This window comes from Nocardiopsis suaedae (assembly GCF_027706745.1).
Lineage (GTDB): Bacteria > Actinomycetota > Actinomycetes > Streptosporangiales > Streptosporangiaceae > Nocardiopsis_A > Nocardiopsis_A suaedae.
Genome location: NZ_JAQFWP010000022.1, coordinates 12,857 through 36,763, shown reverse-complemented (window position 1 = coordinate 36,763; position 23,907 = coordinate 12,857). Strand labels below are relative to the sequence as shown.

22 protein-coding genes and 2 tRNA genes are annotated in these 23,907 nt (G+C 73.4%); 14 read left to right on the top strand and 10 right to left on the bottom strand.

Annotation, left to right across the window (positions count from 1 at the left end; translation table 11 throughout):
- Positions 1–86: 86 nt before the first annotated feature.
- Complete coding sequence (locus tag O4U47_RS13510; protein WP_270678186.1) at positions 87–2,369, bottom strand: serine/threonine-protein kinase; 2,283 nt, start codon at positions 2,367–2,369, stop codon at positions 87–89.
- Positions 2,370–2,444: 75 nt separating this feature from the next.
- The gene (locus O4U47_RS13505; RefSeq protein WP_270678185.1) at positions 2,445–2,930 is read right to left on the bottom strand and encodes a DUF4231 domain-containing protein; all 486 of its coding nucleotides are present in this window, start codon (positions 2,928–2,930) and stop codon (positions 2,445–2,447) included.
- 313 nt (positions 2,931–3,243) lie between these two features.
- Here O4U47_RS13505 and O4U47_RS13500 point away from each other — a divergent pair, with 313 nt between their 5' ends.
- Entirely contained in the window at positions 3,244–4,107 is an 864-nt protein-coding gene (locus O4U47_RS13500) for an SDR family oxidoreductase (protein ID WP_270678184.1), read from the top strand.
- A 114-nt stretch (positions 4,108–4,221) separates the two neighbouring features.
- Here the strand turns inward: O4U47_RS13500 and ilvA are convergent, their stop codons facing one another.
- Entirely contained in the window at positions 4,222–5,511 is a 1,290-nt protein-coding gene (gene ilvA, locus O4U47_RS13495) for a threonine ammonia-lyase IlvA (protein WP_270678183.1), read from the bottom strand.
- 343 nt (positions 5,512–5,854) lie between these two features.
- Between ilvA and O4U47_RS13490 the strand changes: the two genes are divergently transcribed.
- The 5 genes from O4U47_RS13490 (at position 5,855) to O4U47_RS13470 (ending at position 9,249) form a co-directional block, all read left to right on the top strand.
- On the top strand, positions 5,855–6,559 hold the full coding sequence (locus O4U47_RS13490) for a GntR family transcriptional regulator (protein WP_270678182.1): 705 nt from the start codon (positions 5,855–5,857) through the stop codon (positions 6,557–6,559).
- A 96-nt stretch (positions 6,560–6,655) separates the two neighbouring features.
- Positions 6,656–7,675 (top strand): glutathione S-transferase family protein, encoded by a 1,020-nt coding sequence (locus tag O4U47_RS13485; RefSeq protein ID WP_270678181.1) that lies wholly within the window; start codon positions 6,656–6,658, stop codon positions 7,673–7,675.
- Between the two features lie 163 nt (positions 7,676–7,838).
- Positions 7,839–7,912 (top strand) — tRNA-Pro (locus O4U47_RS13480).
- A 464-nt stretch (positions 7,913–8,376) separates the two neighbouring features.
- Positions 8,377–8,757, top strand: a complete 381-nt coding sequence (locus O4U47_RS13475; RefSeq protein ID WP_270678180.1) for a ribonuclease domain-containing protein — start codon at positions 8,377–8,379, stop codon at positions 8,755–8,757.
- Between the two features lie 105 nt (positions 8,758–8,862).
- Positions 8,863–9,249, top strand: coding sequence for a barstar family protein (locus tag O4U47_RS13470; protein WP_270678179.1), 387 nt, complete (start codon positions 8,863–8,865; stop codon positions 9,247–9,249).
- Positions 9,250–9,264: 15 nt separating this feature from the next.
- Here O4U47_RS13470 and O4U47_RS13465 read toward each other — a convergent pair whose 3' ends face one another.
- Complete coding sequence (locus O4U47_RS13465) at positions 9,265–10,047, bottom strand: helical backbone metal receptor (RefSeq protein WP_270678178.1); 783 nt, start codon at positions 10,045–10,047, stop codon at positions 9,265–9,267.
- 206 nt (positions 10,048–10,253) lie between these two features.
- Here O4U47_RS13465 and O4U47_RS13460 point away from each other — a divergent pair, with 206 nt between their 5' ends.
- Complete coding sequence (locus tag O4U47_RS13460; protein WP_270678177.1) at positions 10,254–11,261, top strand: CobW family GTP-binding protein; 1,008 nt, start codon at positions 10,254–10,256, stop codon at positions 11,259–11,261.
- Positions 11,262–11,408: 147 nt separating this feature from the next.
- On the opposite strand, the gene O4U47_RS13455 is transcribed toward O4U47_RS13460, so the two are convergent.
- From O4U47_RS13455 to O4U47_RS13445, 3 genes are read right to left on the bottom strand one after another with little or no spacing between them, the layout of a single operon-like run.
- Positions 11,409–12,239 (bottom strand): ATP-binding cassette domain-containing protein, encoded by an 831-nt coding sequence (locus tag O4U47_RS13455; protein ID WP_270678176.1) that lies wholly within the window; start codon positions 12,237–12,239, stop codon positions 11,409–11,411.
- The gene (locus O4U47_RS13450) at positions 12,236–13,297 is read right to left on the bottom strand and encodes an ABC transporter permease (protein ID WP_270678175.1); all 1,062 of its coding nucleotides are present in this window, start codon (positions 13,295–13,297) and stop codon (positions 12,236–12,238) included. The genes O4U47_RS13455 and O4U47_RS13450 overlap by 4 nt, the downstream gene beginning before the upstream one ends.
- A 42-nt stretch (positions 13,298–13,339) precedes the next feature.
- Entirely contained in the window at positions 13,340–14,392 is a 1,053-nt protein-coding gene (locus tag O4U47_RS13445; protein ID WP_270678174.1) for a substrate-binding domain-containing protein, read from the bottom strand.
- 217 nt (positions 14,393–14,609) lie between these two features.
- Here O4U47_RS13445 and O4U47_RS13440 point away from each other — a divergent pair, with 217 nt between their 5' ends.
- Together O4U47_RS13440 and O4U47_RS13435 are read left to right on the top strand one after the other, a co-directional pair.
- Entirely contained in the window at positions 14,610–16,691 is a 2,082-nt protein-coding gene (locus O4U47_RS13440) for a glycoside hydrolase family 32 protein (RefSeq protein ID WP_270678173.1), read from the top strand.
- A 177-nt stretch (positions 16,692–16,868) separates the two neighbouring features.
- The gene (locus O4U47_RS13435) at positions 16,869–17,879 is read left to right on the top strand and encodes a LacI family DNA-binding transcriptional regulator (RefSeq protein WP_270678223.1); all 1,011 of its coding nucleotides are present in this window, start codon (positions 16,869–16,871) and stop codon (positions 17,877–17,879) included.
- Between the two features lie 191 nt (positions 17,880–18,070).
- On the opposite strand, the gene O4U47_RS13430 is transcribed toward O4U47_RS13435, so the two are convergent.
- Positions 18,071–18,144: transfer RNA gene (locus tag O4U47_RS13430), tRNA-Pro, on the bottom strand.
- Positions 18,145–18,311: 167 nt separating this feature from the next.
- On the opposite strand from O4U47_RS13430, the gene O4U47_RS13425 reads away from it, so the two are divergent.
- Entirely contained in the window at positions 18,312–18,659 is a 348-nt protein-coding gene (locus tag O4U47_RS13425; protein WP_270678172.1) for a hypothetical protein, read from the top strand.
- Positions 18,660–19,009: 350 nt separating this feature from the next.
- Entirely contained in the window at positions 19,010–19,843 is an 834-nt protein-coding gene (locus tag O4U47_RS13420) for an aldo/keto reductase (RefSeq protein WP_270678171.1), read from the top strand.
- A gap of 132 nt (positions 19,844–19,975) precedes the next feature.
- On the opposite strand, the gene O4U47_RS13415 is transcribed toward O4U47_RS13420, so the two are convergent.
- A complete protein-coding gene (locus tag O4U47_RS13415) occupies positions 19,976–20,134 on the bottom strand; it encodes a hypothetical protein (protein WP_270678170.1) in 159 nt (52 codons plus the stop codon).
- Positions 20,135–20,701: 567 nt separating this feature from the next.
- Between O4U47_RS13415 and O4U47_RS13410 the strand changes: the two genes are divergently transcribed.
- Genes O4U47_RS13410 through O4U47_RS13400 form a run of 3 tightly spaced genes read left to right on the top strand, consistent with a single transcriptional unit; the run spans position 20,702 to position 22,867 of the window.
- The gene (locus O4U47_RS13410; RefSeq protein ID WP_270678169.1) at positions 20,702–21,454 is read left to right on the top strand and encodes an SDR family NAD(P)-dependent oxidoreductase; all 753 of its coding nucleotides are present in this window, start codon (positions 20,702–20,704) and stop codon (positions 21,452–21,454) included.
- On the top strand, positions 21,451–22,278 hold the full coding sequence (locus O4U47_RS13405; protein WP_270678168.1) for an enoyl-CoA hydratase family protein: 828 nt from the start codon (positions 21,451–21,453) through the stop codon (positions 22,276–22,278). The genes O4U47_RS13410 and O4U47_RS13405 overlap by 4 nt, the downstream gene beginning before the upstream one ends.
- A gap of 4 nt (positions 22,279–22,282) precedes the next feature.
- Complete coding sequence (locus tag O4U47_RS13400) at positions 22,283–22,867, top strand: RidA family protein (RefSeq protein WP_408638970.1); 585 nt, start codon at positions 22,283–22,285, stop codon at positions 22,865–22,867.
- Here the strand turns inward: O4U47_RS13400 and O4U47_RS13395 are convergent.
- The gene (locus tag O4U47_RS13395; RefSeq protein WP_270678167.1) at positions 22,777–23,823 is read right to left on the bottom strand and encodes a PaaX family transcriptional regulator; all 1,047 of its coding nucleotides are present in this window, start codon (positions 23,821–23,823) and stop codon (positions 22,777–22,779) included. The two genes, O4U47_RS13400 and O4U47_RS13395, sit on opposite strands and share 91 nt — an antisense overlap.
- Positions 23,824–23,907: the final 84 nt, after the last annotated feature.

Genomic DNA, 23,907 nt, shown 5'->3' with positions numbered 1-23,907 from the left:
CGCCGGAGGATCGCGGCGTACGGCGCAGCGACCAGGAACGACCGGCGGACCGGTGCCCCGGTCGAGTGGTGGTCGACCGCCTACGATCACCGGCCGGGGCGCCGACCCTCTTCGGCCTCGGTGAACCTGACGACCGTCCCTCCGACCTCGTACTCGTCCAAGGGCGAGGTGGCATCGGGGTTCTGCCGGGTCTCCTCGCACGACATCGGAAGCCGCCCGTCGCCCGGTCCGCCCTCGGGGTCGTGCGCTGCCAATTGTTGGCACGAAACGCCGCCCAAGTACAGGCGCTGCACCCCGGTCCCGGCCCACCCGGTCATGACCTCTCCCTCACCCGATGCGTACCTCTCGACGAGGTCCATCGCGTCCCTGCAGCCCGTCCCCCACGACACGGCGTGTACGTTCCAGTCCCTCCCGCCCACGGACACCCGGCCGCACGGGGGCGTGTACATGAGCGTGTCGTAGGGCACCTCGAAGACCTGCGTCTCCGGTGCGAACATGGCGCCCTCCGGCTCCTCGACCGAAGGCGCCTCGTCGACGGAAGCGAAGTCCACGGTCGTCGTCCAGTCGGCCGAGGAGTAGGCCAGCCGCAGCGGCAGCCCGTCGTCGTCCAGATCCATCTCCCCGCGCGCTTCCATCTCCTCGCCGTCGGGGCCGTCGACCGTGAAGGTCCCGGTCAGGCGGGTCGCCTGGGCGCCCTCCGCCTCGGTCTCGCCGCTGTCCAGGTCCGCGGCCCCCGCCAGCGCCGCCACGGCGCCGAGCACCGCGTCCCGGCTGTAGGCGTCGGCCGTGAACCGGTCCGCTTCGGCGTACCACCCCACCGGGTCGTCCACGACGGCCGCGCGCGGAGCGTAGGCGAGGACGCGGCCCCCGACATTGGCGACGGTCTCGCCGCCCTGCTCGGGCGGGAGACGGTAGACCAGCGTGTCCTGCCGGTCGGGGGCATAGAGCAGTTCGGCGGTGAAGGGCTCGCCGCCTCCGGAGCCTCCGTCCGCCGGTTCGCGCACCAGGCTCGCGGTGAACCCGGCGCCGTTCTCCACCACCGCGGCCGCCTGCCCGGCCAGCTCCGCGCGCTGGGCGGCGGCATAGGACTCGTACCCGAAGTAGCCGCCGATCCCGGCGGCACCCGCCGCAACGACGGCGGCGGAGGCGATCGCGATGCCCTTGGCGCCGAGAAGGGCCGAACCGCCCCCGGTCGCCGCGGCCCCGCCGAGGCCGCCCCCGGCGCCCGCACCGACTGCCCCGCTCCCCGCCCCTGCGGAGACGGCTCCGCTCCCGGCCGCCGTTCCCGCCCCGGTGGCGGAGGCGGCTCCGCCGCCTGCCGATCCCGCGGCCCCGGCACCCGCGCCGATGCCGGAGGTCGCGGTGGCAGCGGCGGCCGTCCCTGCCAGGGCCGTCCCCGCGGCCATCCAAGCCTCGGGGCTGTGCCCGGCGGCGTCGAACCCGCGCCAGACGGAGGCGAGGGCCGAACGCAGGCGCGAGCGCGGCGACGCGTCCGCCTCCTCGTGGAAGGGCTCGGCGCCCACGGGCGCGGCGTCACCGCCCCCTGCGGGCGCGGCCACGTGGAGCGCGGCGGCGAAGCAGTCGCGCGCGCTCGGACGCAGACCCGGGTCGGGATCAAGGGCGGCCGTGACGATGCCGAGGAGTTCCTCCGGCACCCCTTCCAGGTCGCGATCGCCCGCGCGCGTGCGGGCGAGAACCGTGTCCACCTCGCCGCCGCCGAACGGCGGCCGCCCCGTTGCGGCATAGGCGACCATCGCTCCCCAGGCGAACACGTCGACGGCCGGGGACGGGGGCGCCCCTCTGAGGCGTTCCGGCGCGAGGTACCCGGGGGTCCCCTCGATCCTCTCGGGGCCGGGGCGTCCCGCTGCGCGGGCGATGCCGAAGTCCAGCACCCGCGGGCCGGTGGGGGAGAGCACCACGTTGCCCGGCTTGATGTCGCAGTGGACGACGCCCAGCCGGTGCAGCGCCTCCAGCGCCTCGGCGGTCCCGGCCGCGAAGGCGGCGAGCGCCGGGGGCTCCAGCGGGCCCGATTCCCGCACCCGGGCGCGCAGCGTGCGTCCGGGGACGAACTCGATCGCCAGCCAGGGCGGTTCGGCCGAGGGGGCGGCCCCGAGGAAGGCCGGGGCGCACTCGGCGTCCAGGGAGCGCATCAGGTCGGCCTCGCGGGCGAACGCGGCGCGGTACTCCGGGGCCGCCGCATGGCGCGGGTGGACCACCTTCACCGCCACGCACCTGCCCCGAGCGTCGAGCGCCCCGTACACCGCGCCCATGCCGCCGGAGCCGAGCCTGCCGACCGGGCGGAACGGTCCGATCGCGCGGGGGTCTCCCGGCTCCAGCGCCGCCAGTTCGGGGGGAAGGGGGATGTTCACGGTTCTCCTGTCGGGCGGCGGGCGGGTGTACCGATCATGCCGGTACGCCGCGCGCGGCGTGATCCGGGCCCCGGGTCACTCCGGAGGGCCGACCTTCTCCGCGGGACGCCCGGGGAACTCCACGAGGGTGAAGAACTTCTCGGTCTCGGCGCCCCTGATGGCCCGGTACCGCTCGAAGAGCGACCGGTCGGCCTCGGCGAGGCGGGCGTCCCGCCCGGGACCGGCCGTCCCCGGGTCGGCGGTCGCCAGCGACCACTCCAGGTGCGCGTCCTCCAGGTCCAGTTGGGCGCCGCGCAGGAGCTGCCACTGCCGGTCCCAGCGGAAGAAGGCGTGCAGGCTCGCCGACAGGGACATCGCCACACCGGCCACCGAGACCGCCGCGGCCTTGTAGGGGTACTCGGCGATGGCGAACAGCGGCATCGCCGCGCCGAGCAGGATGAGCGCGGTCCCCGAGAGGCGGAACAGGAGCAGGGCCCGGTCGGCGCGGCGCCGGTACTCGTCGCGCAGGCGCAGCACGGCGGCCGGGACATCGCCGGGGACGGCGTCGGCGGGCCGGTTCACGAGGGGTGGGCCGCTGGGCGGCCGGGCGCCGGACCGGCACCCGGGCGGGGGCGTGGGCGGGGTGTGCGGTGCGGGGGGTGGGGCAACGCGCCTCCTCGTTCGGCCGGTCGGCGGGGAGCGGTTGCGCCCAAGATAGCCCGCGTACGCGGGATGCAGCAGGGCCGTGGGCGGTTCGGGCGGCCACGGGCACTTACCTAGGTATCAGCACTTACTTATAAGTGGGTACCAGAGATTCGGAATGTGCGGGAATGGGCGGTGGTTGGAGGGGCTGACGGCCGGGACAGGCTCGGCCGCGACCGAGAGAGGACCGCCCATGTCCGTCGTCGTCACCGGAGCAACCGGCCGGCTCGGCCAAGCCGCCGTCGAAACACTCCTCGGCCGAGGCCTCCCCGCCGGGTCGGTCACCGCCGTGGGCCGCGACCCCGAACGGCTGTCGGGACTGGCCGAGCGGGGAGTCCGCACGGCGCGCGCCGACTACGGCGACCCTGCCTCCCTCAAGGCGGCCTTCACCGGCGCCGACCTGCTGCTGCTGGTCTCCGGCAGCGAGATCGGCCAGAGAGCGGCCCAGCACCGCAACGCCGTCGAGGCCGCGTCCGGGGCCGGGGTCCGGCACATCGTCTACACCAGTGCGCCCAAGGCGACCGACACGACGCTGGTGCTGGCTCCCGAGCACGCGGCCACCGAGAAGATCATCGCCGCCTCCGGTCTGACCTCCACGATCCTGCGCAACGGCTGGTACAACGAGAACTTCCTCCCGCAGCTGGAGGAGGCCCAAGCGACGGGCCGGATCGTCGGCAGCGCGGGGGAGGGGCTCACGGCGAGCGCCGCCCTGCGGGACTTCGCGGAGGCCGCCGCCGCGGTCCTCCTGGAGCCCGAGGCGCACGCGGGCGCCGTGTACGAGCTCTCGGGCGACACCGCGTGGACGCGGGCGGACCTGGCCCGGACCCTGTCCGAGGTGCTGGGGCGGGAGGTCGTCTACCAGGACGTGACCACGGAGGAGCACGTCGCCGCGCTGCAGCAGGCGGGTCTGGACGCGGACACGGCCGGATTCGTGGCCGCCCTGGACGCGAACACGCGCGACGGCGAGCTGGGGGAGGTCACCGACACTCTGCGGCGGCTCATCGGGCGTCCGACCACGCCGCTCGCTGAGACGCTGCGTGCCGCCGTCTCAGGCTGAGGCCGCTCTGGGCGTGCGCCCTCGTCTCCTCGAGGACCGGTCCGGCGGCACGCCGCCGGGCCGGTTCCGGGGCCGGGGTGAGCCGGGGCCGGCGCGGCCTGTCCGCGCGGCCGGTCAGACCAGGAAGCCGAACAGCGGGCTGTCCGGCGACACCCGCTCGATGCGCGGCGGTGCGGCCTCCATCCGCTTCAGCAGCGGCTCCAGGTTCTCCGGCGCCCCCAGTTCGACGCCCACCAGCGCCGGGCCGGTCTCCCGGTTGTTGCGCTTCACGTACTCGAACCGGGTGATGTCGTCGTCGGGCCCCAGCACGTCGTCGAGGAACCGGCGCAGCGCCCCCGGCTCCTGCGGGAACTCCACCAGGAAGTAGTGCTTGCGGCCCTGATGGATCAGGGCCCGCTCCACGATCTCGGAGTACCGGCTCACGTCGTTGTTGCCGCCCGAGAGCACGCACACCACCGTCGCCCCCTGCGGCAGGTCCGCCGCCGCGGCCGCGGGACCCAGGGCGGCCGGGGCCAGCGCACCGGCGGGCTCGCTGATGATCCCGTCGGTCTGGTAGAGGTCCAGCATCTCAACGCAGATCCGGCCTTCCGGGACGGCGGCCGTGTGCGGGGCCCCGGCCGCCGCGATGGCGTGGGTCAGCCGCCCCACCCGGCGCACCGCCGCCCCGTCCACGAACGGGTCGATCTGCTCCAGCCCCACCGGGTGCCCGGCCTCCAGGGCGGCGGCCATGCTCGCCGCGCCCAGCGGCTCGGCCCCGACCACCGGCACCTCGGGGTGGGCCTCGCGCAGCCACGCCAGGGTCCCCGCCAGGAGGCCGCCGCCGCCCACCGGCACCACCACGGCGTCGGGGGCGTGCCCCAACTGCTCGACGGCCTCGCGGACCACCGTCCCCTGGCCGGCGACCGTGCGCGGGTCGTCGAAGGCCGGAAGCAGCGTCATGCCGAGACCTTCGGCGTCGGCGCGGGCCGCGGCGGCCGCGTCGTCATAGGTCTCCCCGGTGACGATGGGATCCACGAAGGACCCGCCCAGGGCCGCGACGCGGTCGCGCTTCTGGCGCGGTGTGGTGCGCGGCAGGTAGACCCGGGCCCGAATGCCCAGCGAGGCGCAGGCGAACGCCACCCCTTGGGCGTGGTTGCCCGCGCTCGCGCAGACCACGCCGCGCCTGCGCTGCTCCTCGTCGAGCAAGCGCGCGAAGTTGAGGGCGCCGCGCCCCTTGTAGGAGCGCATCGGAGTGAGGTCCTCACGCTTGAGGCGGACGTCGAGGCCGTACTGGACCGACAGGCGCTCGCTGCGTTGCAGGGGCGTGGGCGGGATGACGCCGGAGATCCGGGAGGCGGCCGCGGCCACGTCGGCCGCGGTCACCGTGGTAGGGGCCGTGCGCTCGTCCGTGCCGTTCTCGGTCAACGCGATCCTTCTTTCCACTGGGCGGGGTCGCAACGACCGTACAGCGGTGCACACCGTCATGCGGGCGGACCCGGTGGAGAACAGCGTGATCCCCGAATGGGACGGTGGCCGCCCGGAACGCCCCCTGGGCCGATACGGGGAGTGTGCGGCGTTTTGCGCTAAGCCCGGAAAACCGCTTCGATGGGACGCCCCCGCGATCGTTCAATGGGAATCGGCGGGGTCCGGTGCAGGCGGCCGCCGTGGGCCGGGGCGCAGGCACCGGGCGCCGCGCGGCGCCGTGCTCGGCCCAGGAACGCGGATGCCGGGTCGTTAACATTGCGACAAGGGAGAGGGGCAGTCGTCCATGGCTGAACAGGGCAAGGTGGCCCCCGCCAGGCGGCGGGGACTGGCCGGTGAGGTCGCCGACCGCATTCGGGAGGCGATCTTCAACGGCGCCTATGCCCCGGGGGCGCAGCTGCGCGAGGTGGAGCTCTCCACGGCACTGGACGTCAGCCGCGGACCGGTCCGTGAGGCGCTGCTGCTCCTCGAACGCGAAGGACTGGTGCACAGCGCCTGGCACCGCGGCGTGACCGTCACCGAGCTGGCCCCCGGAGACGTCGCCGAGCTCGACACCTTGCGCGACGCCCTCGACGGCCTGGCCGTGCGCACCGTCGTCGCCGGGGCCGCCGAGGAGGACCTGGACGCGGTGGAGGCGGCCGCCGACCGGATGGCGCGGGCCGAGGACGGCCACGCCATGGTGCGGTGCGACATCGCCTTCCACGACGCGGTGTACGCCGCCTCCGGCCACCGGCGGCTCCAAGAGGCCTGGCAGGCGATCCGCTCCCAGGTGCACCTGTTCCTTCTGACACGGATCGGCCGGGACACCGACGGCTACCTCGCGCACATCCCCGGAGAGCACCGGGAACTGGCCGCGGCGCTGCGCGCGCGGGACGCCGGGCGTGCGCTGGAACTGTTCGCTGAGCACCGCCGCGTCGCTTTCGACGTGGTCACGCGGTCGGAGGACGGGCAGGCGCCGACGGCGGACGGGGTCCATGCTCCAGAGCGCTGACGACGCGCTCGCCGCGCGGCCGCCCCGGTCCGACCACCGCGCCCCCACCCTCCTTAGGATCGGGGGAGAGTGCGTTCCGGCCGTCGAGGAGGCGCCATGCGGGCCAACAAGGTCCCGACCGAGGAGATCAAGCGCGAACCGGCGGCCTTCGCCGACCGGGTCACCTCCGACGGGCGGTTCGGGAGGGCCGCCGAGCCCGGCCGGTACCGCCTGGTGGTCAGCAGGGCCTGCCCGTGGGCGCACCGTGTCGTCATGGTCCGCAGGCTCATGGGCCTGGAGGACGCGGTCTCGCTCGCTGTCGCCGACCCCGTTCAGGAGATCATCGAGGGCGACCCGCACTGGGTGTTCACCGAGGAGACGGGCAGTCCCGGCGGCCGGGACCCGGTGCTGGGCGTCCACGCCCTGCGCGAGGCCTACCTCGCCGCCGCCCCCGGCTACGACGGCGGGGTCAGCGTGCCCGCCCTGGTCGACACCGGGACCGGGCACGTGGTGTCCAACGACTACGACCGGCTCTCGACCGACATGGCCGCCGAGTGGGGGCCGCTGGCCCGCCCGGGGGCGCCCGATCTGTACCCCGAGGGGCTGCGGGAGGAGATCGAGGAGATCGGGGAAGGCGTCTACAACGACGTCAACAACGGCGTGTACCGCACCGGGTTCGCCCCCGACCAGGAGCGCTACGACGCGGCGGTCGGCCGCCTGTTCGCGCGCTTGGACGAACTGGAGGAGCGGCTGAGCGCTCGGCGGTACCTCGTCGGCGACCACATCACGCTGGCCGACGTGCGCCTGTGGTCGACGCTGCTCCGCTTCGACGCGGCCTACCACGGCCTGTTCAAGTGCAACGTGCGCAAGATCAGCGAGTATCCGGCGCTGTGGGCGTACGCGCGCGACCTGTTCCAGACGCCGGGGTTCGGCGACACCGCGAACCTGGACCACATCCGGGCGCACTACTACCGGGTGATGACGGGCATCAACCCGACCGGCGTCGTCGCGGCGGGCCCGGACCCGCGGGGCTGGCTGACCCCGCACTACAGGGAAGAACTGGGAGGCAGCCCCTTCGGCGGGGGGACGGCGCCCGGCCCGGTCCCGGAGGGCGAGCAGGTGCCGCCCATCGGCTGAGACGCCGGGGTCCGGAGCCGGCCCGCCGGGCGCGGCCGACGGGGCCCACTCGCACCGGGAGGCGCTGGTGGGCCGTCTCCGATGTGCCGACAGGCCGGAGATGCGATAAGCTTCCCAACGCCCCAAGGGAACCGGCCGAAGAGCCGGAGGCCCACGGGGGCACCGGGACGTGGCGCAGTTTGGTAGCGCACTTGACTGGGGGTCAAGGGGTCGTGGGTTCAAATCCCGCCGTCCCGACAGATGAGGGGTGCTCACCTTGGTGGGCGCCCCTTTTGCGTTTCCGGTGAGGGCACGTATCGGGAGCGGTATCGCTTGATGGCGGGTTCCACCGAGGGATTCCAGTGCCCCCGGTCCACGCTGAACGACGCGGACCCGTACCGGAGGTGACCGGTGTCGCCCCTTGGGCTCTCTTGGGAAAGCCCTGCGGTTTCCGCGCGCCATCACACCGGAACCGAACGCTGGCACGCTCCTCGTGATGCGACGGGTTCCGAGGGCGCTTCCTGAACTCGAAGGCTTGGACCACCGGGTTCCTCTGTGGCGGCGGGAGCGGAGCACCGCGGCTGTCGGCAGCGGAGCCGGCCCATCACACCGGCGGCAGATGGGCGCCCGGTCATCTGTCGGGTGACGGGATGCCCACGCCATGGAGAAATCCGTTCGACGGCCGTTGACGCATCGGTGGTTCGGGCCGCTCAATGGTGGCCATGCGAATCTCCCCGCTGTTTTCGCGTATCGGTACCGCAGCCGTCCTCATGGCGGCGCTCTTCGTCGGCGGTGCGACCGCCCCGGCCGTGGCCGCCGTCGGTCACGTCTGCTACACCGCCCTGCCCCCGGAGGCCCACGACACCCTCGACCTGATCGAGGACGGCGGTCCCTACCCCTACCCGCAGGACGGAGGGACCTTCTACAACCGGGAAGGCCTCCTCCCGGACCAGGAGACCGGCTACTACCACGAGTACACCGTCGAGACCCCGGGCTCGCCCGACCGCGGTGCCCGCCGCATCGTCACCGGCGACTCCTACCAGGAGGACTACTACACCGCCGACCACTACGCCTCGTTCCGCCTGGTCGACTACGGCTGCTGACCCACCGGGGCACGGCCCCGCGGGCGGCGTCCGCGGGGCCGTGCCTCCGACGGAACACCCCCTGAGGAACCCCACCGACGAGGAAAGGCCGGGTACCCTCCGCCCATGACGGCGACCTACGTGATCGACGGCCGCGAGGTGACCGGCCTCGACCGCTTCTGGCAGGTGATCGGCGAAGCCGTGAACGGCCCGGGCGGCTACTTCGGCACGAACCTCGACGCGTTCGCCGACTGCCTGAGCGGAGGGTACGGCACCCCGCCGGACGGGGACTTCGTCATCGAATGGCGGCACCACGAGGCGTCCCGCCGGGCCCTGGGACACGACGAGACCGTGCGCCGCCTCGATGAACGGCTCCAGAAGGCCCACCCCTCCAACCGGCCCGCGGTGCAGGCCGACCGCGACCGCGCGGCGGCGGGCGAGGGGCCGACCGTGTTCGACTGGCTGGTGGACATCATCGAGGCCCAGGCCCCCGGGCGGCTCCGGCTGGAGTAGCCGCGCCCCGGCCCCTTATACGGCGGGGCGGTCCCCGAACCCCAGTTCGCCCCTCAGGAGGGGCAGCGCGCTGGTGAGGGACGGGCCGTACCAGGTGAGCAGTCGTCCGGTCACCAGCCGGGCCCGCTCCCCGAACTCCTCCGGGCCGTCGTCCGCCGAGAACGGGTAAGGCTCGTCCGGCAGCACCACCAGGTCGGCTCCGGAATCGCGGATCTCGTCGAGCCCCACGCGCGGGTACCGGCCCTCGTGCTCCTGGAACACGTTCGCCGCGCCGGCGTGCCGCAGCACGTCCGAGGCGAAATTGCTCCGGCCGACCACCATCCAGGGGTCGCGCCAGACGCACACCGCCGCGCGCGCGAGGGGAGCGGGCGGCGGCGCCGCGAAAGCCGCGCGGGCGCCCTCCCACCAGCCGGGCACCGGGACGCCCAACGCCTCCTCGAAGAGGCGGCGCATGGAGCGCAGCGCCTGCTCGACGTTCTCGATGACGGTGACCCACACGGGTGTGCCCGCCTCCCTCAGGCGCCGCACGTCCAGCTCGCGGTTCTCCTCCTTGTTGGCGATGACGAGGTCGGGACCAAGGTCCCGGATGCGGCGCACGTCCGGGTTCTTCGTCCCGCGCACCCGTTCGGCCTCGAGCCCCGGCGGGTGCGTGCACCACCGGGTCGCCCCGACCAGCGTGCCGGGCGCCGTGGCCGCGACGGTCTCGGTCAGGGACGGCACCAGCGAGACCACCCGGCGCACGGGACGGCGCAGGGCGACGGGCGCCCCTGTGCCGTCGTACGGTTCACCAACGCTCACGAGCCCTCCGTGGGACGAGATCGTGCGGCGCCGCGGACCGGCGCCCGGGGCGATCCTCCCAACGGCCTCCGGTGGGCCCCGCCCCCGGCCCCTTCGAGGCCCAGATCACGCTCCGTCCCACGGGTTCACGCGGCCCGGCCTCCCGGAGCCGTAAGACAATCGTGGCACCGACCGATCCAACGGACGATTGCGAGAGGCGTGACGGCATGCGGCAGCTCCCCGTCATCGCGCTGACCGGGCACCTCGGCGCGGGCAAGACGACCCTCCTCAACCGGCTCCTGCGCGCCCCCGGGGCGCGGCTGGGCGTGGTCGTCAACGACTTCGGGTCCATCAACGTCGACGCGGGGCTGGTGACCGGCCAGGTCGACGACGCCGAGGCGATCAGCGGCGGCTGCGTGTGCTGCCTGCCCGACGCGGGCGGTCTGGACGAGGCGCTGGAGAAGCTCGCCCGGCCCCGGCTGCGCCTGGACGCGGTGATCGTCGAGGCCAGCGGCGTCGCCGATCCGTCCTCGCTGGCGCGGCTGATCCGCTTCAGCGAGGTCAAGGGCGTGCGCTCGGGCGGGGTCGTCGACGTGGTCGACGCCGGGGAGCACTTCGCGACCGTCGACACCGGGGTGCTGCCGCCCGAGCGGTACGCGGCGGCCACCCTGGTCGTCATCAACAAGATCGACCGGATCGCCGAGGCGGACCGGGACGCGGTGCGGGCGCGCATCACCGGGCGGATCAAGGAGCGCAACCCGCGGGCGCACGTCGTGGCGGCCGAGCGCGGGCGCATCGACCCGGCCCTGGTGTTCGACGCGGCCGCGGAGGAGTCCGCCCAGCCCGAGCTGCCGTTCGCCGCGGCGGACGGGGAGGACCACGCGCCGCACGTGCACGCCGACGGCGTGACCGTCGCCGCGGAGGCCCCGGCCGACCCGGGGCGCCTCGTCGATTTGCTGGAGGACCCGCCGGAGGGTGTCTACCGGCTGAAGGGGACGGTCGCGGTGGCGGCGGGCCGGGGGACGCGGCGGTTCGCGGTGAGCATGGTCGGAAGGCAGCTCCATGTGGAATCGCACCCGCAGGGCGGCGGACGGGACGGCCTGGTGGCCATCGGCATGCACCTGGACACGGCCGAGGTGGGGCGCCGCCTGAGGGAGGCCCTGAGCCCCGCGGGTCAGGCGGCGGAAGGCGACGGCCTCCGCCGCCTGACCCGACTGCGACGCCTCAGCGAGTGACCTCCCGGGAGCCGCCGCGGACGATCGGGGGAGATCGCCCGGCGGGCCGGGGGAGGGCCCCGTCGGGCGCAGGGCGGTCGGCCGGTCCGCCGCCGGGGACCGCACGCCGGGTGTCCGACTCGGCCGGTGCCCGCCCGCGGACGACGATCACCCGTCCGCCTGCCGTGCGGCCGCCGTCGGCCCCTGGGCGAGGGCCGAGGCGGGAAGGTCGTCGGGGGAGACCGCCCCGGTCATGACCGCGACGGCGTCGGCCATGGTGCACACCGCGGGATTCAGGCAGGCCGTGCGCCGTCCGAGGCGCTGCACGTGGACGCGGTCGGCGACCTCGAAGACATGGGGCATGTTGTGGCTGATCAGGATGACGGGCAGGCCCTTGGCCCGGACGCGCAGGATCAGGTCCAGTACGGCGCGGGACTCGCGCACCCCCAGGGCGGCCGTGGGTTCGTCCATGATCACCACCTCGTTGCCGAACGCGGCGGCGCGGGCGACGGCGACCGCTTGGCGCTGGCCGCCGGAGAGCGTCTCCACCGACTGCTTGGGGTTCTGGATGGTCATGATGCCCAGGTCGTCGAGGTGCCTGCGGGCCTCGGCGCGCATGCGCCCGTGGTCCAGTGACCGCGACACCGACCCGAGCAGTCCGCCCCTGCGCAGCTCGCGCCCCAAGAAGAGATTGGTGGCGATGTCCAGGGACGGGGCGACCGCGAGGCTCTGGTGGACGGTCTCGATGCCCGCGTCACGGGCCGCGATCGGGGACGTCAACCGGACCGGCCGCCCGTGGACCCGGACCTCGCCGGAATCCGGGGTGATCGCACCGGACAGGCATTTGATCAGACTCGATTTGCCCGCGCCGTTGTCACCGATGACCGCGAGGATCTCCCCCGGATACAGTTCCAGGTCGGCTCCGGCGAGCGCGGTGACGCTGCCGTAGCGCTTCACCAGGCCATGGGCGCTGAGGACGGGTTCGGCCGTGTCGTTCACCGGCGCACCTTCCGAATCCACTGGTCGAGGGCGACGGCGACGATGACGAGGACGCCGACGGCGAGGTCCTGCCACAGCACGTCGACGCCGGCCAGGGACAGGCCGTTGCGGCAGACGCCGACGATGAGCGCGCCGACGATGGTCCCGACGATGAGGCCGCGCCCGCCGAACAGGCTGGTCCCGCCGAGTACCACCGCGGTGATGCTCTCCAGGTTGTTCATGATTCCGGCCTGCGGGCTCGCGGAGCCGACACGGCCGATGAGGATCCACGCGGTGAGCGCGTAGACGAGCCCGGCGGTGATGTAGACGCTCAGGAGCAGGCGGTCGACGCGGATCCCCGAGAGCCGTGCCGCCTCACGGGCGTCGCCCGCGGCGTAGACGTGGCGGCCCCAGGCGGTCCGGTGGAGGCAGTAGCCGAGGACCGCGACGAGGGCCAGCATCATGACCGAGCCGTAGGTGAGGCGGGTGTCCCCGATGGTGATCACCCTGCCGGTCCACAGCAGCAGCGGGGACATGTCGGAGCCGCGGATCGTCTCGCCCCGGGAGAGCCAGAGGTTCAGGGCGAAGAAGATGTTCATCGACCCCAGAGTGACGATGAACGGCGGCAGTTTGATCCTGGTGACCAGCGTCCCGTTCAGCAGGCCGCACAGGGCGCCGCAGACGAAGCCGGCCACGAGCGCCAGGGGGCCGGGCAGGCCCAGCTCACTGGAGGCGCGGGCCATGACGATCGAGCACAGCACCATCACCGCCCCCACCGACAGGTCGATGCCCGCGGTGAGGATGATGAGCGTCTGGCCGAGGGCGAGCGTACCGATGACGGCGGTCTGCTGAAGGATCAGGGAGATGTTGGCGGCGGAGAGGAAGCGGTCCGACACGATCGCGAATGCGATCACGGCGATCAGCAGCACGACGGCGGGGCCGAGCGTCGCCTGGGCGTGCATCACCCGCTGCACCCGGTCCAGCAGGGTCGGCGTGCCGGAGCCGGGGACGTCCGGTTCGGTGATCGCCCCCGGCTCGTGTTCTCCGCGGTGGGGCGTGAGGGAGTTGGATGCAGTCACGTTCAGGTTCCTCAGGGTGGGGGGCGGCGTTTCGGGTGGGCGTCAGCCCCAGCAGTTCTCCAGGCCCCAGTCGGTGTCCTTGGAGTCCAGCCCTTCCTGCGGCTCGTCGGTGATGAGCTCCACGCCCGTGTTGACGATCTGCTCGCCTTCATCGGGCTCGGGCACGGTCCCGTTCTCGGCGTGGTCGGCGACGGCCGCGACCCCCTGCCGGGCCATCTCCAGGGGGAACTGCATCGATGTGGCGCCGATGACGCCGTCGGCCACGTTCTGCACCCCGGGGCAGCCGCCGTCGACCGAGACGATGGTGACGTCGTCCGCCTTTCCGGCGGCTTGGAGCGCCTCGTGGGCCCCGGCCGCCGCGGGCTCGTTGACGGTGTAGACGAGGTTGATGCCGGGCTCGCGCTGCAGCAGGTTCTCCATGGCGGTGCGGCCGCCCTCCTCGGCGCCCTCGGTCTCCTCGTGCCCGGCGATCCGGGGGTCCTCCTCGTCGCCGATCACCGCGGGGTCTCCCGTGTCGATGCCGAAGCCCTGCAGGAATCCCTGGTCGCGGTCGACGTCGACGGCGATCTGGTTGGGGTTGAGGTCGAGCATCGCGATGGACGGCTCCACGCCCTCGGCGGCGGAGTGCTTCTGGGACCACTCGCCGATGAGTTCGCCGGCGAGGAAGTTGTCGGTGGCGAATGTGGCGTCGACGGCGTCCGCCGGCCGCGTCGGCGTGTCCAGGGCGAGCACCGTGACCCCCTGGCTGCGGGCCGCCTCCAGCGCGGGAACGATGGCCTCGGAGTCGTTGGGGGTGATGAGGATGCCGTCCGCCCCCTGCGCCACGAGGTTCTCGACGGCCCGCACCTGGGTGTCGTTGTCGCCGTCGTAGTCGCCGGCGAAGGTCTGCAGCTCCACGCCGTGCTCCTCGGCGGCCTCCTCCGCGCCCTCGCGCATCTTGACGAAGAAGGGGTTCGTGTCGGTCTTGGTGACCAGGCCGACGACGACCTGTCCGTCCTGCTCCCCGGGTGAGGAGCAGGACGTCAGGGCGAGCGACAGCACCACCCCGATACCGGCGGCGTAGCGGCTCCGATGGTCCGGGCGACGGTGGCGCATGGTGCCCTCTCTCCTGTGCGGGACATCACAGATGACAACGATGTCAGGTGAGTCTCATCCATCCGCGGATCGCCTGTCAATGTCGCTGATGCAGTCATTGACAACGTTGACATATCGGGTGATGGTGTTCCTCACCACAGGGCCGGTGCCCCCAGTGGCGCCAGCGCCACGGCGCGCGACCGGGCCACTCGCCGGGCCGTGGAATGGAGGCTTGCGCATGATCGGAACCCGGGCGGCCCGGGGCATCGTCCGCTGCTGCGCCGCACTGGCGGCGGCGGCCTGCACCGTGCCGATGATCTCCCCGCCGGCACTGGCGGCCGAGCACCCGCACCGACCCCGAGTGCACTACACGCCCGCGGAGAACTGGATGAACGATCCGAACGGGCTCGTCTACCACGACGGCGAATACCACCTCTACTACCAGCACAATCCCGAGGGGAACGCGTGGGGCAACATGTCGTGGGGCCACGCCGTGAGCCCTGATCTCGTCCATTGGGAGGAGCGCCCGCTGGCGATCCCCTACACCGAGGAGGAGCACATCTTCTCCGGCGGCGTCGTGGTCGACCACGACAACTCCAGCGGCCTGGGAACAGACGGCGAGGCCCCGATGGTGGCCGTCTACACCAGCGCCTACACCGAGCGGTCCGAACACGCCGGCATCCAGGCGCAGTCGCTGGCCTACAGCAACGACGGCGGCGAGACCTGGACCAAGTACGAGGGCAACCCCGTCCTGGACATCGGCTCCGGGGAGTTCCGGGACCCCAAGGTGTTCTGGTATGAGGAGGGCGGCTACTGGGTGATGGCGGTCGTCGTCGCCGACGAGCGGGTGGTCCACTTCTACCGCTCGGACGACCTCCTCGACTGGACCAAGCTCAGCGAGTTCGGCCCCGCCCATGCCACGGGCGGCGTATGGGAGGTGCCCGACCTGTTCGAGCTCCCGGTCGACGGCGGCGCGGGCGGGAGCAAGTGGGTCCTGGTCGTCAACCTGAACCCCGGGGCCGTGGCCGGCGGCTCCGGCGCCCAGTACTTCGTCGGCGACTTCGACGGCGTCGAGTTCACCCCCGACCGCCTCGTCACCGGGGACGATCCGCCCGAGGGGGAGGTGTTCGCCGACTTCGAGAACGGCTACGGCGACTGGGAGATCACCAACGACCTCGACGGGACCGGGACCGAGGGGCCCTTCGGCTCCGCGCCCGCCGCGGGAACCCTGCCGGGCCAGCAGCCCGTCGACGGCCACCGGGGCGGGCACCTGATGAACGGCTTCGTCGACGGGGACGCTCCGCGCGGCGAGGCGGCCTCACCCGCGTTCACGATCGAACGCGACTACATCAACCTGCTGGTGGGCGGCGGCGACAACCCCCGCTCCGACACCGGCGACACCTCCGTGAACCTGGTGGTCGACGGCGAGGTGGTGCGCACCGCCACGGGGCGCGACTCCGAACACCTCGACTGGACCGCCTGGAACGTCAGCGAATACCGCGGGAGGACCGCGCATATCCGGGTCCGCGACGACGCTTCGGACGGCTGGGGGCACGTGCTCCTCGACCACATCATGTTCTCCGACGCACCGGCGCGCAGCGGGTTGGAGAACTACGACTGGCTCGACCACGGCCGCGACTACTACGCCGCCGTGTCCTACAACGACGCGCCCGACGATGAGCGGATCATGCTCGGGTGGATGAACAACTGGGACTACGCCGGCGACATCCCGACGTCGCCGTGGCGGGGCGCGATGAGCCTGCCCCGCCGGCTGGAGCTGGCGACCCTCGACGGGCGGCCCCAGCTGGTGCAGCGTCCGGTGGACCAACTGGCGTCCCTGCGCGGGGACATCGCCTACTCCCACGACGCCCTGCCCCTCGACGGCGGGGAGCGGCGGCTCCCGCCCAGAGCCGAGGGGGAGGTCTTCGAGCTCGACGTGGAGCTCGACCCCGAAACGGCCGACGAGATCGGCCTCACGGTGCGGCAGGACGGGACCACGGGGACCGTCATCGGCTACGACGCGCGGCGCTCGCGGTTGTTCGTGGACCGCGAGCGGTCCGGCGACGTCGGCTTCAACAGCGCGTTCCCCAGCCGTAGCTCGGTGGCCGTGGACCCCGGCGCGACGCTGGAACTCCGCGTGGTCGTCGACACGTCCTCGGTCGAGGTGTTCGCCGAGGGCGGCTCCAGGGTCCTGACCCACCGCATCTTCCCCGGCGCCGAGGCGACGGGGATCTCCCTGTACGCCGAGGGCGGGCGCGGCTACGCCCGTGACCTCTCGGTCCGTCCGCTGAACCCCTATCGCGACGGTACGGCACAATAGGACATGCGATATCGGCCCGCGCCGGGGAGACGGGAGGCGAGTCCCGGGTCCGGCGCGGGCCGGACCACACAGGCGGCCAGGGCGAAGAACCGGGGGAGACAGGGCGTGGCGGCGGGCAGCGCTGGGCAGGACGGGACGCTCGGCTCGAAGGCGGACCCCCCGGCCCGTCGGCCGACGATGCGGGACGTGGCCGCCCTGGCGGGCGTGAGCATCAAGACCGTGTCCCGGGTGGTCAACGGGTCCCCGGAGGTCTCCGCGGAGCTGCGGCAGCGGGTATCCCAGGCGAGTGCCCAGTTGGAGTTCCATCCCAATCTGGCCGCGAGCAGCCTGCGCCGCAGAGACGGCAAGACGCGGCAGGTCGCGCTGCTGATCGAGGACGTCGCGAACCCGTTCTCGGCCACCCTGCACCGCGCGATCGAGGATGTCGCCAACACGCACGACACCCTGGTGTTCGCCGGGAGCCTCGACGAGGACCCCCAGCGGGAACTGGAACTGGTGCGCGCGGCGGTGCAGCACCGCATGGACGGCATCATCATCGTCCCCGCGTCGTCCGACCACGGGTATCTGCACCGCGAGATGCACACCGGAACCCCGGTCGTGTTCGTCGACCGGCCGCCGCGGGGCCTCGTGGCCGATGCGGTGCTCTCCGACAACACCGGGGGCGCCTACCGTGCGACGGCGCATTTGGCGGCCTACGGCCATCGCGACATCGCCTTCCTGGGCGACGACTGGTCGATCCGTACCGTCGTGGAACGGTACGAGGGCTATGAGCGGGCCTTGGCGGACCAGGGGCTGCCGCGCCGGGAGGAGATCGTGGCCTGTGACCTCTCCGATGCGGCCGCCGCGGCCCGGGCCACGCAAGGGCTGATGCGGCTGCCGAACCCGCCGACGGCACTGTTCACCAGCCAGAACCTGGTCACCATGGGGGCGATCGAGACCCTCCAGGCGATGGGCCTGCACCACCGTGTCGCGGTGGTCGGGTTCGACGACTTCCCGGCCGCCGACCTCCTGGACCCCCGGGTGACCGTGGTGGCCCAGGACGTCTTCGGGATCGGCACGCTGGCCATCCGCCGCCTGTTCAGCCGGATCGCGGGGGACGCGTCCCCGGTGTGGGAGGAGCGCCTGGAGACACGCCTGATCGTGCGGGGGTCGGGGGAACTGCCCCCGTCCGACGGCCTCATCCGGTAGCCGCCGCCGACCGCCGCGGCAGGGGCCAGGTGTTGGGGGAGCGGCGCACGGCGCCTCGTCTGGGCCCCGTTTGAGCACTGTGGGACGCCGGACGAACGTCTCCCCGCGCCATCACGTGGCGGCAGGGGGCGGACATTCAGGAGCCCGACCGCCGGTCTCCGGAGGTCGGGCTCCTGAACTGCTCTGATATGTCGGGACGGCGGGATTTGAACCCACGACCCCTTGACCCCCAGTCAAGTGCGCTGCCAAACTGCGCTACGTCCCGTGTCCTGCCGCTGGGCCGGAATCCGCGCCCCCGGCGACGGATGAAACTCTATCGCACTCGCGGCCGTGGTCGGGACAGGTTTCCCGGCCCGCAGGCGATCCCGGGACTTTCGTCGCTCTGCGTGTATGTGCTGGTGACAACCGGCGATCCGTGATGCACCATGAACCATGGAGCACAGACAGGCCGAACAGGCCGGACGCCGGGTTCCGCCCGAGGTCGTCGACGTCGTCGGGCGCATGGCGGGGCTCGTCCCCGGGCAGGCCCGTGCGGTCGGGGTCGTCGCCCGCACCTACCGCCCCGCCGAGCTCGAGACCCGGGGTCAGCGGGAGACCGCCGACGCGGCCGCGCGCACCGCCGTCGCCGAGGAGATCGAGGAGCGCTGGCCCGGCGCCCCCTACGTGGTCCGCCACGGCCCCGCCGAGGACTTCCCCGGGGCTGTGCCCCAGGCCGCCCACGGGGACGAGGTCGTCATCGGCATCGTGTACCGGGTCGGTTGGCCCTCGGCCGGGGAGTGATCCGGGGCCTCAAGGGCGTGTGGGGCGCCGCTCCGGGAGCGCTGGGAGTTCCGCGAGTGCGGATCGGCGGGGCGCCGTGAGCCGGAAGGGCGCCGACTCTTCGGCCACGTGCGGCCCCGGGGCGGCCGATCGTGCCCCGGAAGCGTCGTCCGGAGTGTGTTAGCGCACGTCCGCTTGCGGTCGGCGCCTCCGTGCCGCATGCTCGGGCGGCGGGCCCGGTCCGACGCGACGGACCGGGTATGAGGGGAATCGGGAGTGGCGCTGGGCACAGCGCGCCTCCCGCCGGAATGATCTTCCGGGGCTCGGGGTTCAGCCGCGGAGGACGCGAATGACCGCAACGGGGGAGAGACATGTTCGAGGTGCCTGAGGTCACTCTCAACAACGGCGTGCGCATGCCGCAGCTGGGCTTCGGGGTCTGGCAGGTGGGCTCGGCGGAGGCGACCGACGCCGTCGGCACCGCACTGCAGGCGGGGTACCGCAGCATCGACACGGCCGCCGCCTACGGCAACGAAGACGGCGTCGGCGAGGCGGTGCGCCGCTCGGGCATCGCGCGCGACGACCTGTTCATCACGTCCAAGCTGTGGAACAGCGACCAGGGGTACGACGCGACGATGAGGGCCTTCGACGCCTCCATGCAGCGCCTCGGCCTGGAGCAGCTCGACCTGTACCTGATCCACTGGCCGCTTCCCGCCCGGGACGCCTACGTCAGCACGTGGAAGGCGCTGGAGCGGCTCTACGCCGACGGGCGAGTGCACGCCATCGGCGTCTCCAACTTCCACGCGTCCCACCTCGAGCGGGTGATGGACGAGGGCGGCATCACGCCGATGGTCAACCAGATCGAGCTGCACCCCAGACTCGTCCAGGAGGAGCTGCGCCGGTTCGACGCCGAGCACGGCATCATCACCGAGGCGTGGAGCCCTCTGGGGCAGGGGAACCTGCTGCAGGACCCGGCCATCGTGAAGATCGCCGAGGCCTACGGCAAGGCCCCGGCGCAGGTGATCATCCGCTGGCACCTGCAGCTCGGCAACGTGGTGATCCCCAAGTCGGTGACCCCGGAGCGGATCCGCGCCAACATCGACGTCTTCGACTTCGAGCTGTCCAGCGGCGACATGGAGGCGATCACCGCCCTCAACGCCGACCAGCGCTTCGGCCCCGATCCGGACACCTTCGACGTGGCCGACTGACGTGCGCTGACCGGCAGGACGAAATGCGGCGGTGGGCGGCGACCCCGTACCGGGGAGCCGCCCACCGCCACGCTCATGTGCCCCTGCGGGTCCCGGCCGCTGAGGCGCGGCCGTCCCGCCGGGCGCGGCCGGTCAGGCCAGCTCGCGGCGCTTGCGCGCAGCGGCCAGCGTGGCCTCAGGGCCCATGCGCGCCACGCGCGCGGTGTAGAAGGCGAAACCCCCGAAGATGCTGACGGGGATCGCCATGATGACGGCCAGCATGATCAGGCCGGCGATTCCGAGTTCACCCATGGGGTCCATCCTAAGCGCCGATACCCGCCCCCGAGCAGCGGGGAGGGGAAGGGGGGAGAGGCGAGCCGGTGTCCTCGTGCCCGGTGGCGGCGAGGTGTCGTCGGCGTTCCTTTCGGGGGGGTCGTCGGCTGTCGGGCGTGTGCGTGGTCACCGTTGCGGGCGGTGACGGGGGAGCGGGGCGGTTCCCAGGCCCTGCTTGCCGCCCGTCGAGCCGCTCGTGGTCCGGGCGCGCCCTTCCTGCCGATGATCTCAACGAAGATGCTGTCGATCCGTCGGCCGGAGCACGTGGTGAGTGCGACTACGGGCCGGGTGCCGGGGCAGGGGCGATCAGCTCGGCCAGGCGCTGGGCCGGGGTGTGCCACCCGAGCGTCTGCCGGGTGTGGGAACGCCGGTTCGAATGTCTGGCGTGGTGAAAAGGCCTCGTCAGGGGCGATCGGGCGGTTGAACCGCCGCCCTCGAACGCTCTTGTGGGGCCACACGGCAGAAGCGGTGTCCGGGGGGGTCGCCGTTCGAATCAAGTGTGTCGTATTCGTGACGGCGGTCATGATCGAGTGATACCTTGCCTCCATGGAGGCTGCCCCCCGACGCGCCCTGGTGTCCGGCGGGGCCGGTGGAATCGGCCGCGCCGTCTGCGCCGAGCTGGTCCGCGCCGGTCTCGACGTCGTCGCCCTCGGGCGGGACGCACAGAGGCTGGACGCGCTCTCCCGTGACCTCCCGGTGCGCACCCTGGTCTGCGACGCCGCCGACGAGGACCAGGTGGCGGCCGCCGCCGACGCCCTCCCCGGCCCGGTCGACGTGCTGGTCAACAACGCGGGCGCGGCCGAGTCGGCCCCGCTGCACCGCACCGGCCTGGACTCCTGGAACGCCCACTTCGCCGCCAACGCCACCACCGCCTTCCTCCTCACCCGCGCCCTGCTGCCCGGCATGCGCGAGCGCGACCGCGGCCGGATCGTCTTCGTCGCCTCGACCGCCGCCCTGGCCGGGACCCCCTACACCGCCGCCTACGCCGCCTCCAAGCACGCCGTCCTCGGCCTGGCCCGGGTCGTCGCGGCGGAGGTCGCCGGAAGCGGCGTGACCAGCAACGCCGTATGCCCCGCCTTCGTGCGCACCCCCATGACCGAGCGCTCCGCCGCCCGCATCGCCGAACGGACCGGCCGCGACGCGCGCGCCGCGGAGGAGGCGCTGGCCCGATCCGCCCCGCTCGGCCGCCTGGTGGAGCCCGATGAGGTCGCCGCGGCCGTGGCCTACCTCGCCTCCGGCGCCGCGGCCTGCGTCAACGGCCAGTCCCTCGTACTCGACGGAGGAGGAATCCAGTCGTGAGCCCGTTCCGCGCCTCGGCGCCCTTCACCCCGGAGTGGAAGCACTTCGGCTTCACGGTCGACGACGGGGTGGCCACGGTCGCCTTCGACCGCCCCGACCGCCTCAACGCCCTCACCTTCGAGGCCTACGCCGACCTGCGCGACCTGCTGCTGGAGCTGCCCCACCGGGACGACGTGCGCGCCCTGGTGCTGCGCGGGCGCGGCCGCGGGTTCTGCTCGGGCGGCGACGTCGACGCGATCATCGGCGCCACCCTCGACATGGCCCCCGACGACCTGCTGGCCTTCACCCGCATGACGGGCGAGACCGTGCGGGCGATGCGCGAGTGCCCGGTCCCCGTCGTCGCCGCCGTGCACGGGATCGCCGCCGGGGCCGGCGCGGTGCTGGCCCTGGCCGCCGACTTCCGGGTGGTGGAGAGCACCGCCCGGTTCGCCTTCCTGTTCACCCGGGTGGGCCTGGCCGGGGGCGACATGGGCGCGGCCTACCTGCTGCCGCGCATCGCCGGGCTGGGCCACGCCACCCGGCTGCTGATGCTGGGCGACACGGTGGACGCCGCGGAGGCCGACCGGTGCGGCCTGGTCAGCGAGGCGGTGGGGGAGGGCGGGGCGGCCGATGCCGCGCAGCGCCTGGCCCGCCGCCTGGCCGACGGCCCCGCCTTCGCCTACGCCCAGACCAAGGCGCTGCTCTCCCGCGAGCTGGACATGGGCCTGTCCGGCTCGGTGGAGCTGGAGGCGGTCACCCAGGCCCTGCTGATGAAGAGCGAGGACTACCGGGAGTTCCACGCCGCCTTCACCGGCAAGCGGGACCCCGAGTGGAAGGGGAGGTAGTGCGATGACGGCGGATGCGGACGGTGCCGGGCGCGCCGGTGACGGCGCGGAGACCGAGGGCGACGCGGGGTCCGGGCGCACCGCGGGCGCCGGTGACGGTGCGGGGACCGGGGGCGGCGGCCCCGAGGAGGCGAGTGCGGCCACCCGCCACCGCATGGTCGACCCGCCGGGGCTGGCGCCCGCCGTGGGGTTCGCCCACGCGGTGGCGGCCGCCCCCGGCCGCACGGTCCACCTGGCGGGGCAGACCGCGCAGCTCCCCGACGGCACCATCGGCGCCCCGGACCTGCCCGGCCAGTTCCACCTGGCGCTGGGCAACCTGGTGACCGCGCTGCGGGCGGCGGGCGGCGCCCCGGGCGACCTGGTCTCGCTGACCGTGTACACCACCGACGTCCCGGCCTACCGTGCCGACCTCAAGCACATCGGCCGGGTGTACCGCCGCCACCTCGGGCGCCACTACCCGGCGATGGCGCTGTTCGGCGTGACCGAGCTGTTCGACCCTCAGGCGAGGGTGGAGCTGGTGGGCATCGCCGTCGTCCCTGAGGACGCGCCGTCTGGGCCCTCAGGGGATCCGGCGGCCGGTTCGGGCTGACCGGAGCCGGAGGGCGCCGCGCCGGGGACGGCCGGATCGGGGAACGGCCCCGCGACGTCCTCGACGTGGCGCAGCGCCGGTTCCCGCAACAGGGCGTGCAGGTCGGTGAAGACCCGGCCCGCACGCACCCCCGACCATTCGGCGGGCAGCACCTCCGGCGGCAGCCCCGGGTCGAGGAAGGGCATGCGCCGCCAGGCGTCCACGGCCCGCAGGTGGTCGGCGAAAGCTGAAGGCGCGTCCGCCGCCCGCTCCTGGGGCCGCTCATGCGCGGCCCCGCCGTGGCCGCTGTGCAGCACGGCGCGCCAGCGCGCGAGGACGGGCTCGAACTCGTCCAGGAAGCCCTGGTACATCTCCTGCAGCGCGTCCAGGTCCCACCAGTCGGCGACGGCGTCCGACAGTTCCCCGAAGCCGATGCGGTGCCCGCTGAACAGTTGGGCGTATTCGCTCACGCCGAGCTCGCCCAGGGCCCGGCGCGCCTCGCCCGCCAAGTGGGCCGGGGCGATCCACACCCCCGCCGCCGTGGCTCCGAACCCCAGCCAGGCCAGGCGTGTGCGCAGCAGGTGCCGCTTGCCGCGCTCGGACTCGGGGATGGAGAACACCACCAGCACCCACCCGTCGGCCAGGTCGGCCGGGCGGCGGTCGAAGATCCGGCGGTCGCCGTCGGCCAGGATGCGCACCCCCTCCTCCGACAGGCGGTACCCGGCGGCCCCGCCGCGCCGCTCGGCCTCCAGCAGCCCGCGCCGCTTGAGGCGGGAGACCGCCGAGCGCACCGCGGGCGGGTCCACGTCGAGCCCGCCCATCAGGCCGATGAGGCCCGAGACCGAGACCCAGCCGCCGATGCGGCGGCCGTGGGCGCCGAAGAAGGACACGATGAGCGACCGGGGGCGGCGGTTGCGCCGCTCGCCGCCCGTGCGCGGGGCCCACCCGCCCCCGGCCGCGTTCGATGGGGTCGTCACACCGGCACGATACCGGCGGACGGGGTCCCGTGTCGTCCCATTGACGAGCGTCACCAACTCTGTATATTCGGGAGGGAGCCACCG

Excerpts from the sequence above, each read along its gene's own strand:
- O4U47_RS13440 (WP_270678173.1), top strand. The coding sequence starts at position 14,610 with ATGATCGGAACCCGGGCGGCCCGGGGCATCGTCCGCTGCTGCGCCGCA.
- O4U47_RS13420 (WP_270678171.1), top strand. The coding sequence starts at position 19,010 with ATGTTCGAGGTGCCTGAGGTCACTCTCAACAACGGCGTGCGCATGCCG.
- O4U47_RS13485 (WP_270678181.1), top strand. The coding sequence starts at position 6,656 with ATGCGGGCCAACAAGGTCCCGACCGAGGAGATCAAGCGCGAACCGGCG.
- O4U47_RS13410 (WP_270678169.1), top strand. The coding sequence starts at position 20,702 with ATGGAGGCTGCCCCCCGACGCGCCCTGGTGTCCGGCGGGGCCGGTGGA.
- O4U47_RS13460 (WP_270678177.1), top strand. The coding sequence starts at position 10,254 with ATGCGGCAGCTCCCCGTCATCGCGCTGACCGGGCACCTCGGCGCGGGC.
- O4U47_RS13400 (WP_408638970.1), top strand. The coding sequence starts at position 22,283 with ATGACGGCGGATGCGGACGGTGCCGGGCGCGCCGGTGACGGCGCGGAG.
- O4U47_RS13445 (WP_270678174.1), bottom strand. The coding sequence starts at position 14,392 with ATGCGCCACCGTCGCCCGGACCATCGGAGCCGCTACGCCGCCGGTATC.
- O4U47_RS13470 (WP_270678179.1), top strand. The coding sequence starts at position 8,863 with ATGACGGCGACCTACGTGATCGACGGCCGCGAGGTGACCGGCCTCGAC.
- O4U47_RS13415 (WP_270678170.1), bottom strand. The coding sequence starts at position 20,134 with ATGGGTGAACTCGGAATCGCCGGCCTGATCATGCTGGCCGTCATCATG.
- O4U47_RS13475 (WP_270678180.1), top strand. The coding sequence starts at position 8,377 with ATGCGAATCTCCCCGCTGTTTTCGCGTATCGGTACCGCAGCCGTCCTC.
- O4U47_RS13425 (WP_270678172.1), top strand. The coding sequence starts at position 18,312 with ATGGAGCACAGACAGGCCGAACAGGCCGGACGCCGGGTTCCGCCCGAG.
- O4U47_RS13490 (WP_270678182.1), top strand. The coding sequence starts at position 5,855 with ATGGCTGAACAGGGCAAGGTGGCCCCCGCCAGGCGGCGGGGACTGGCC.
- O4U47_RS13500 (WP_270678184.1), top strand. The coding sequence starts at position 3,244 with ATGTCCGTCGTCGTCACCGGAGCAACCGGCCGGCTCGGCCAAGCCGCC.
- O4U47_RS13435 (WP_270678223.1), top strand. The coding sequence starts at position 16,869 with ATGCGGGACGTGGCCGCCCTGGCGGGCGTGAGCATCAAGACCGTGTCC.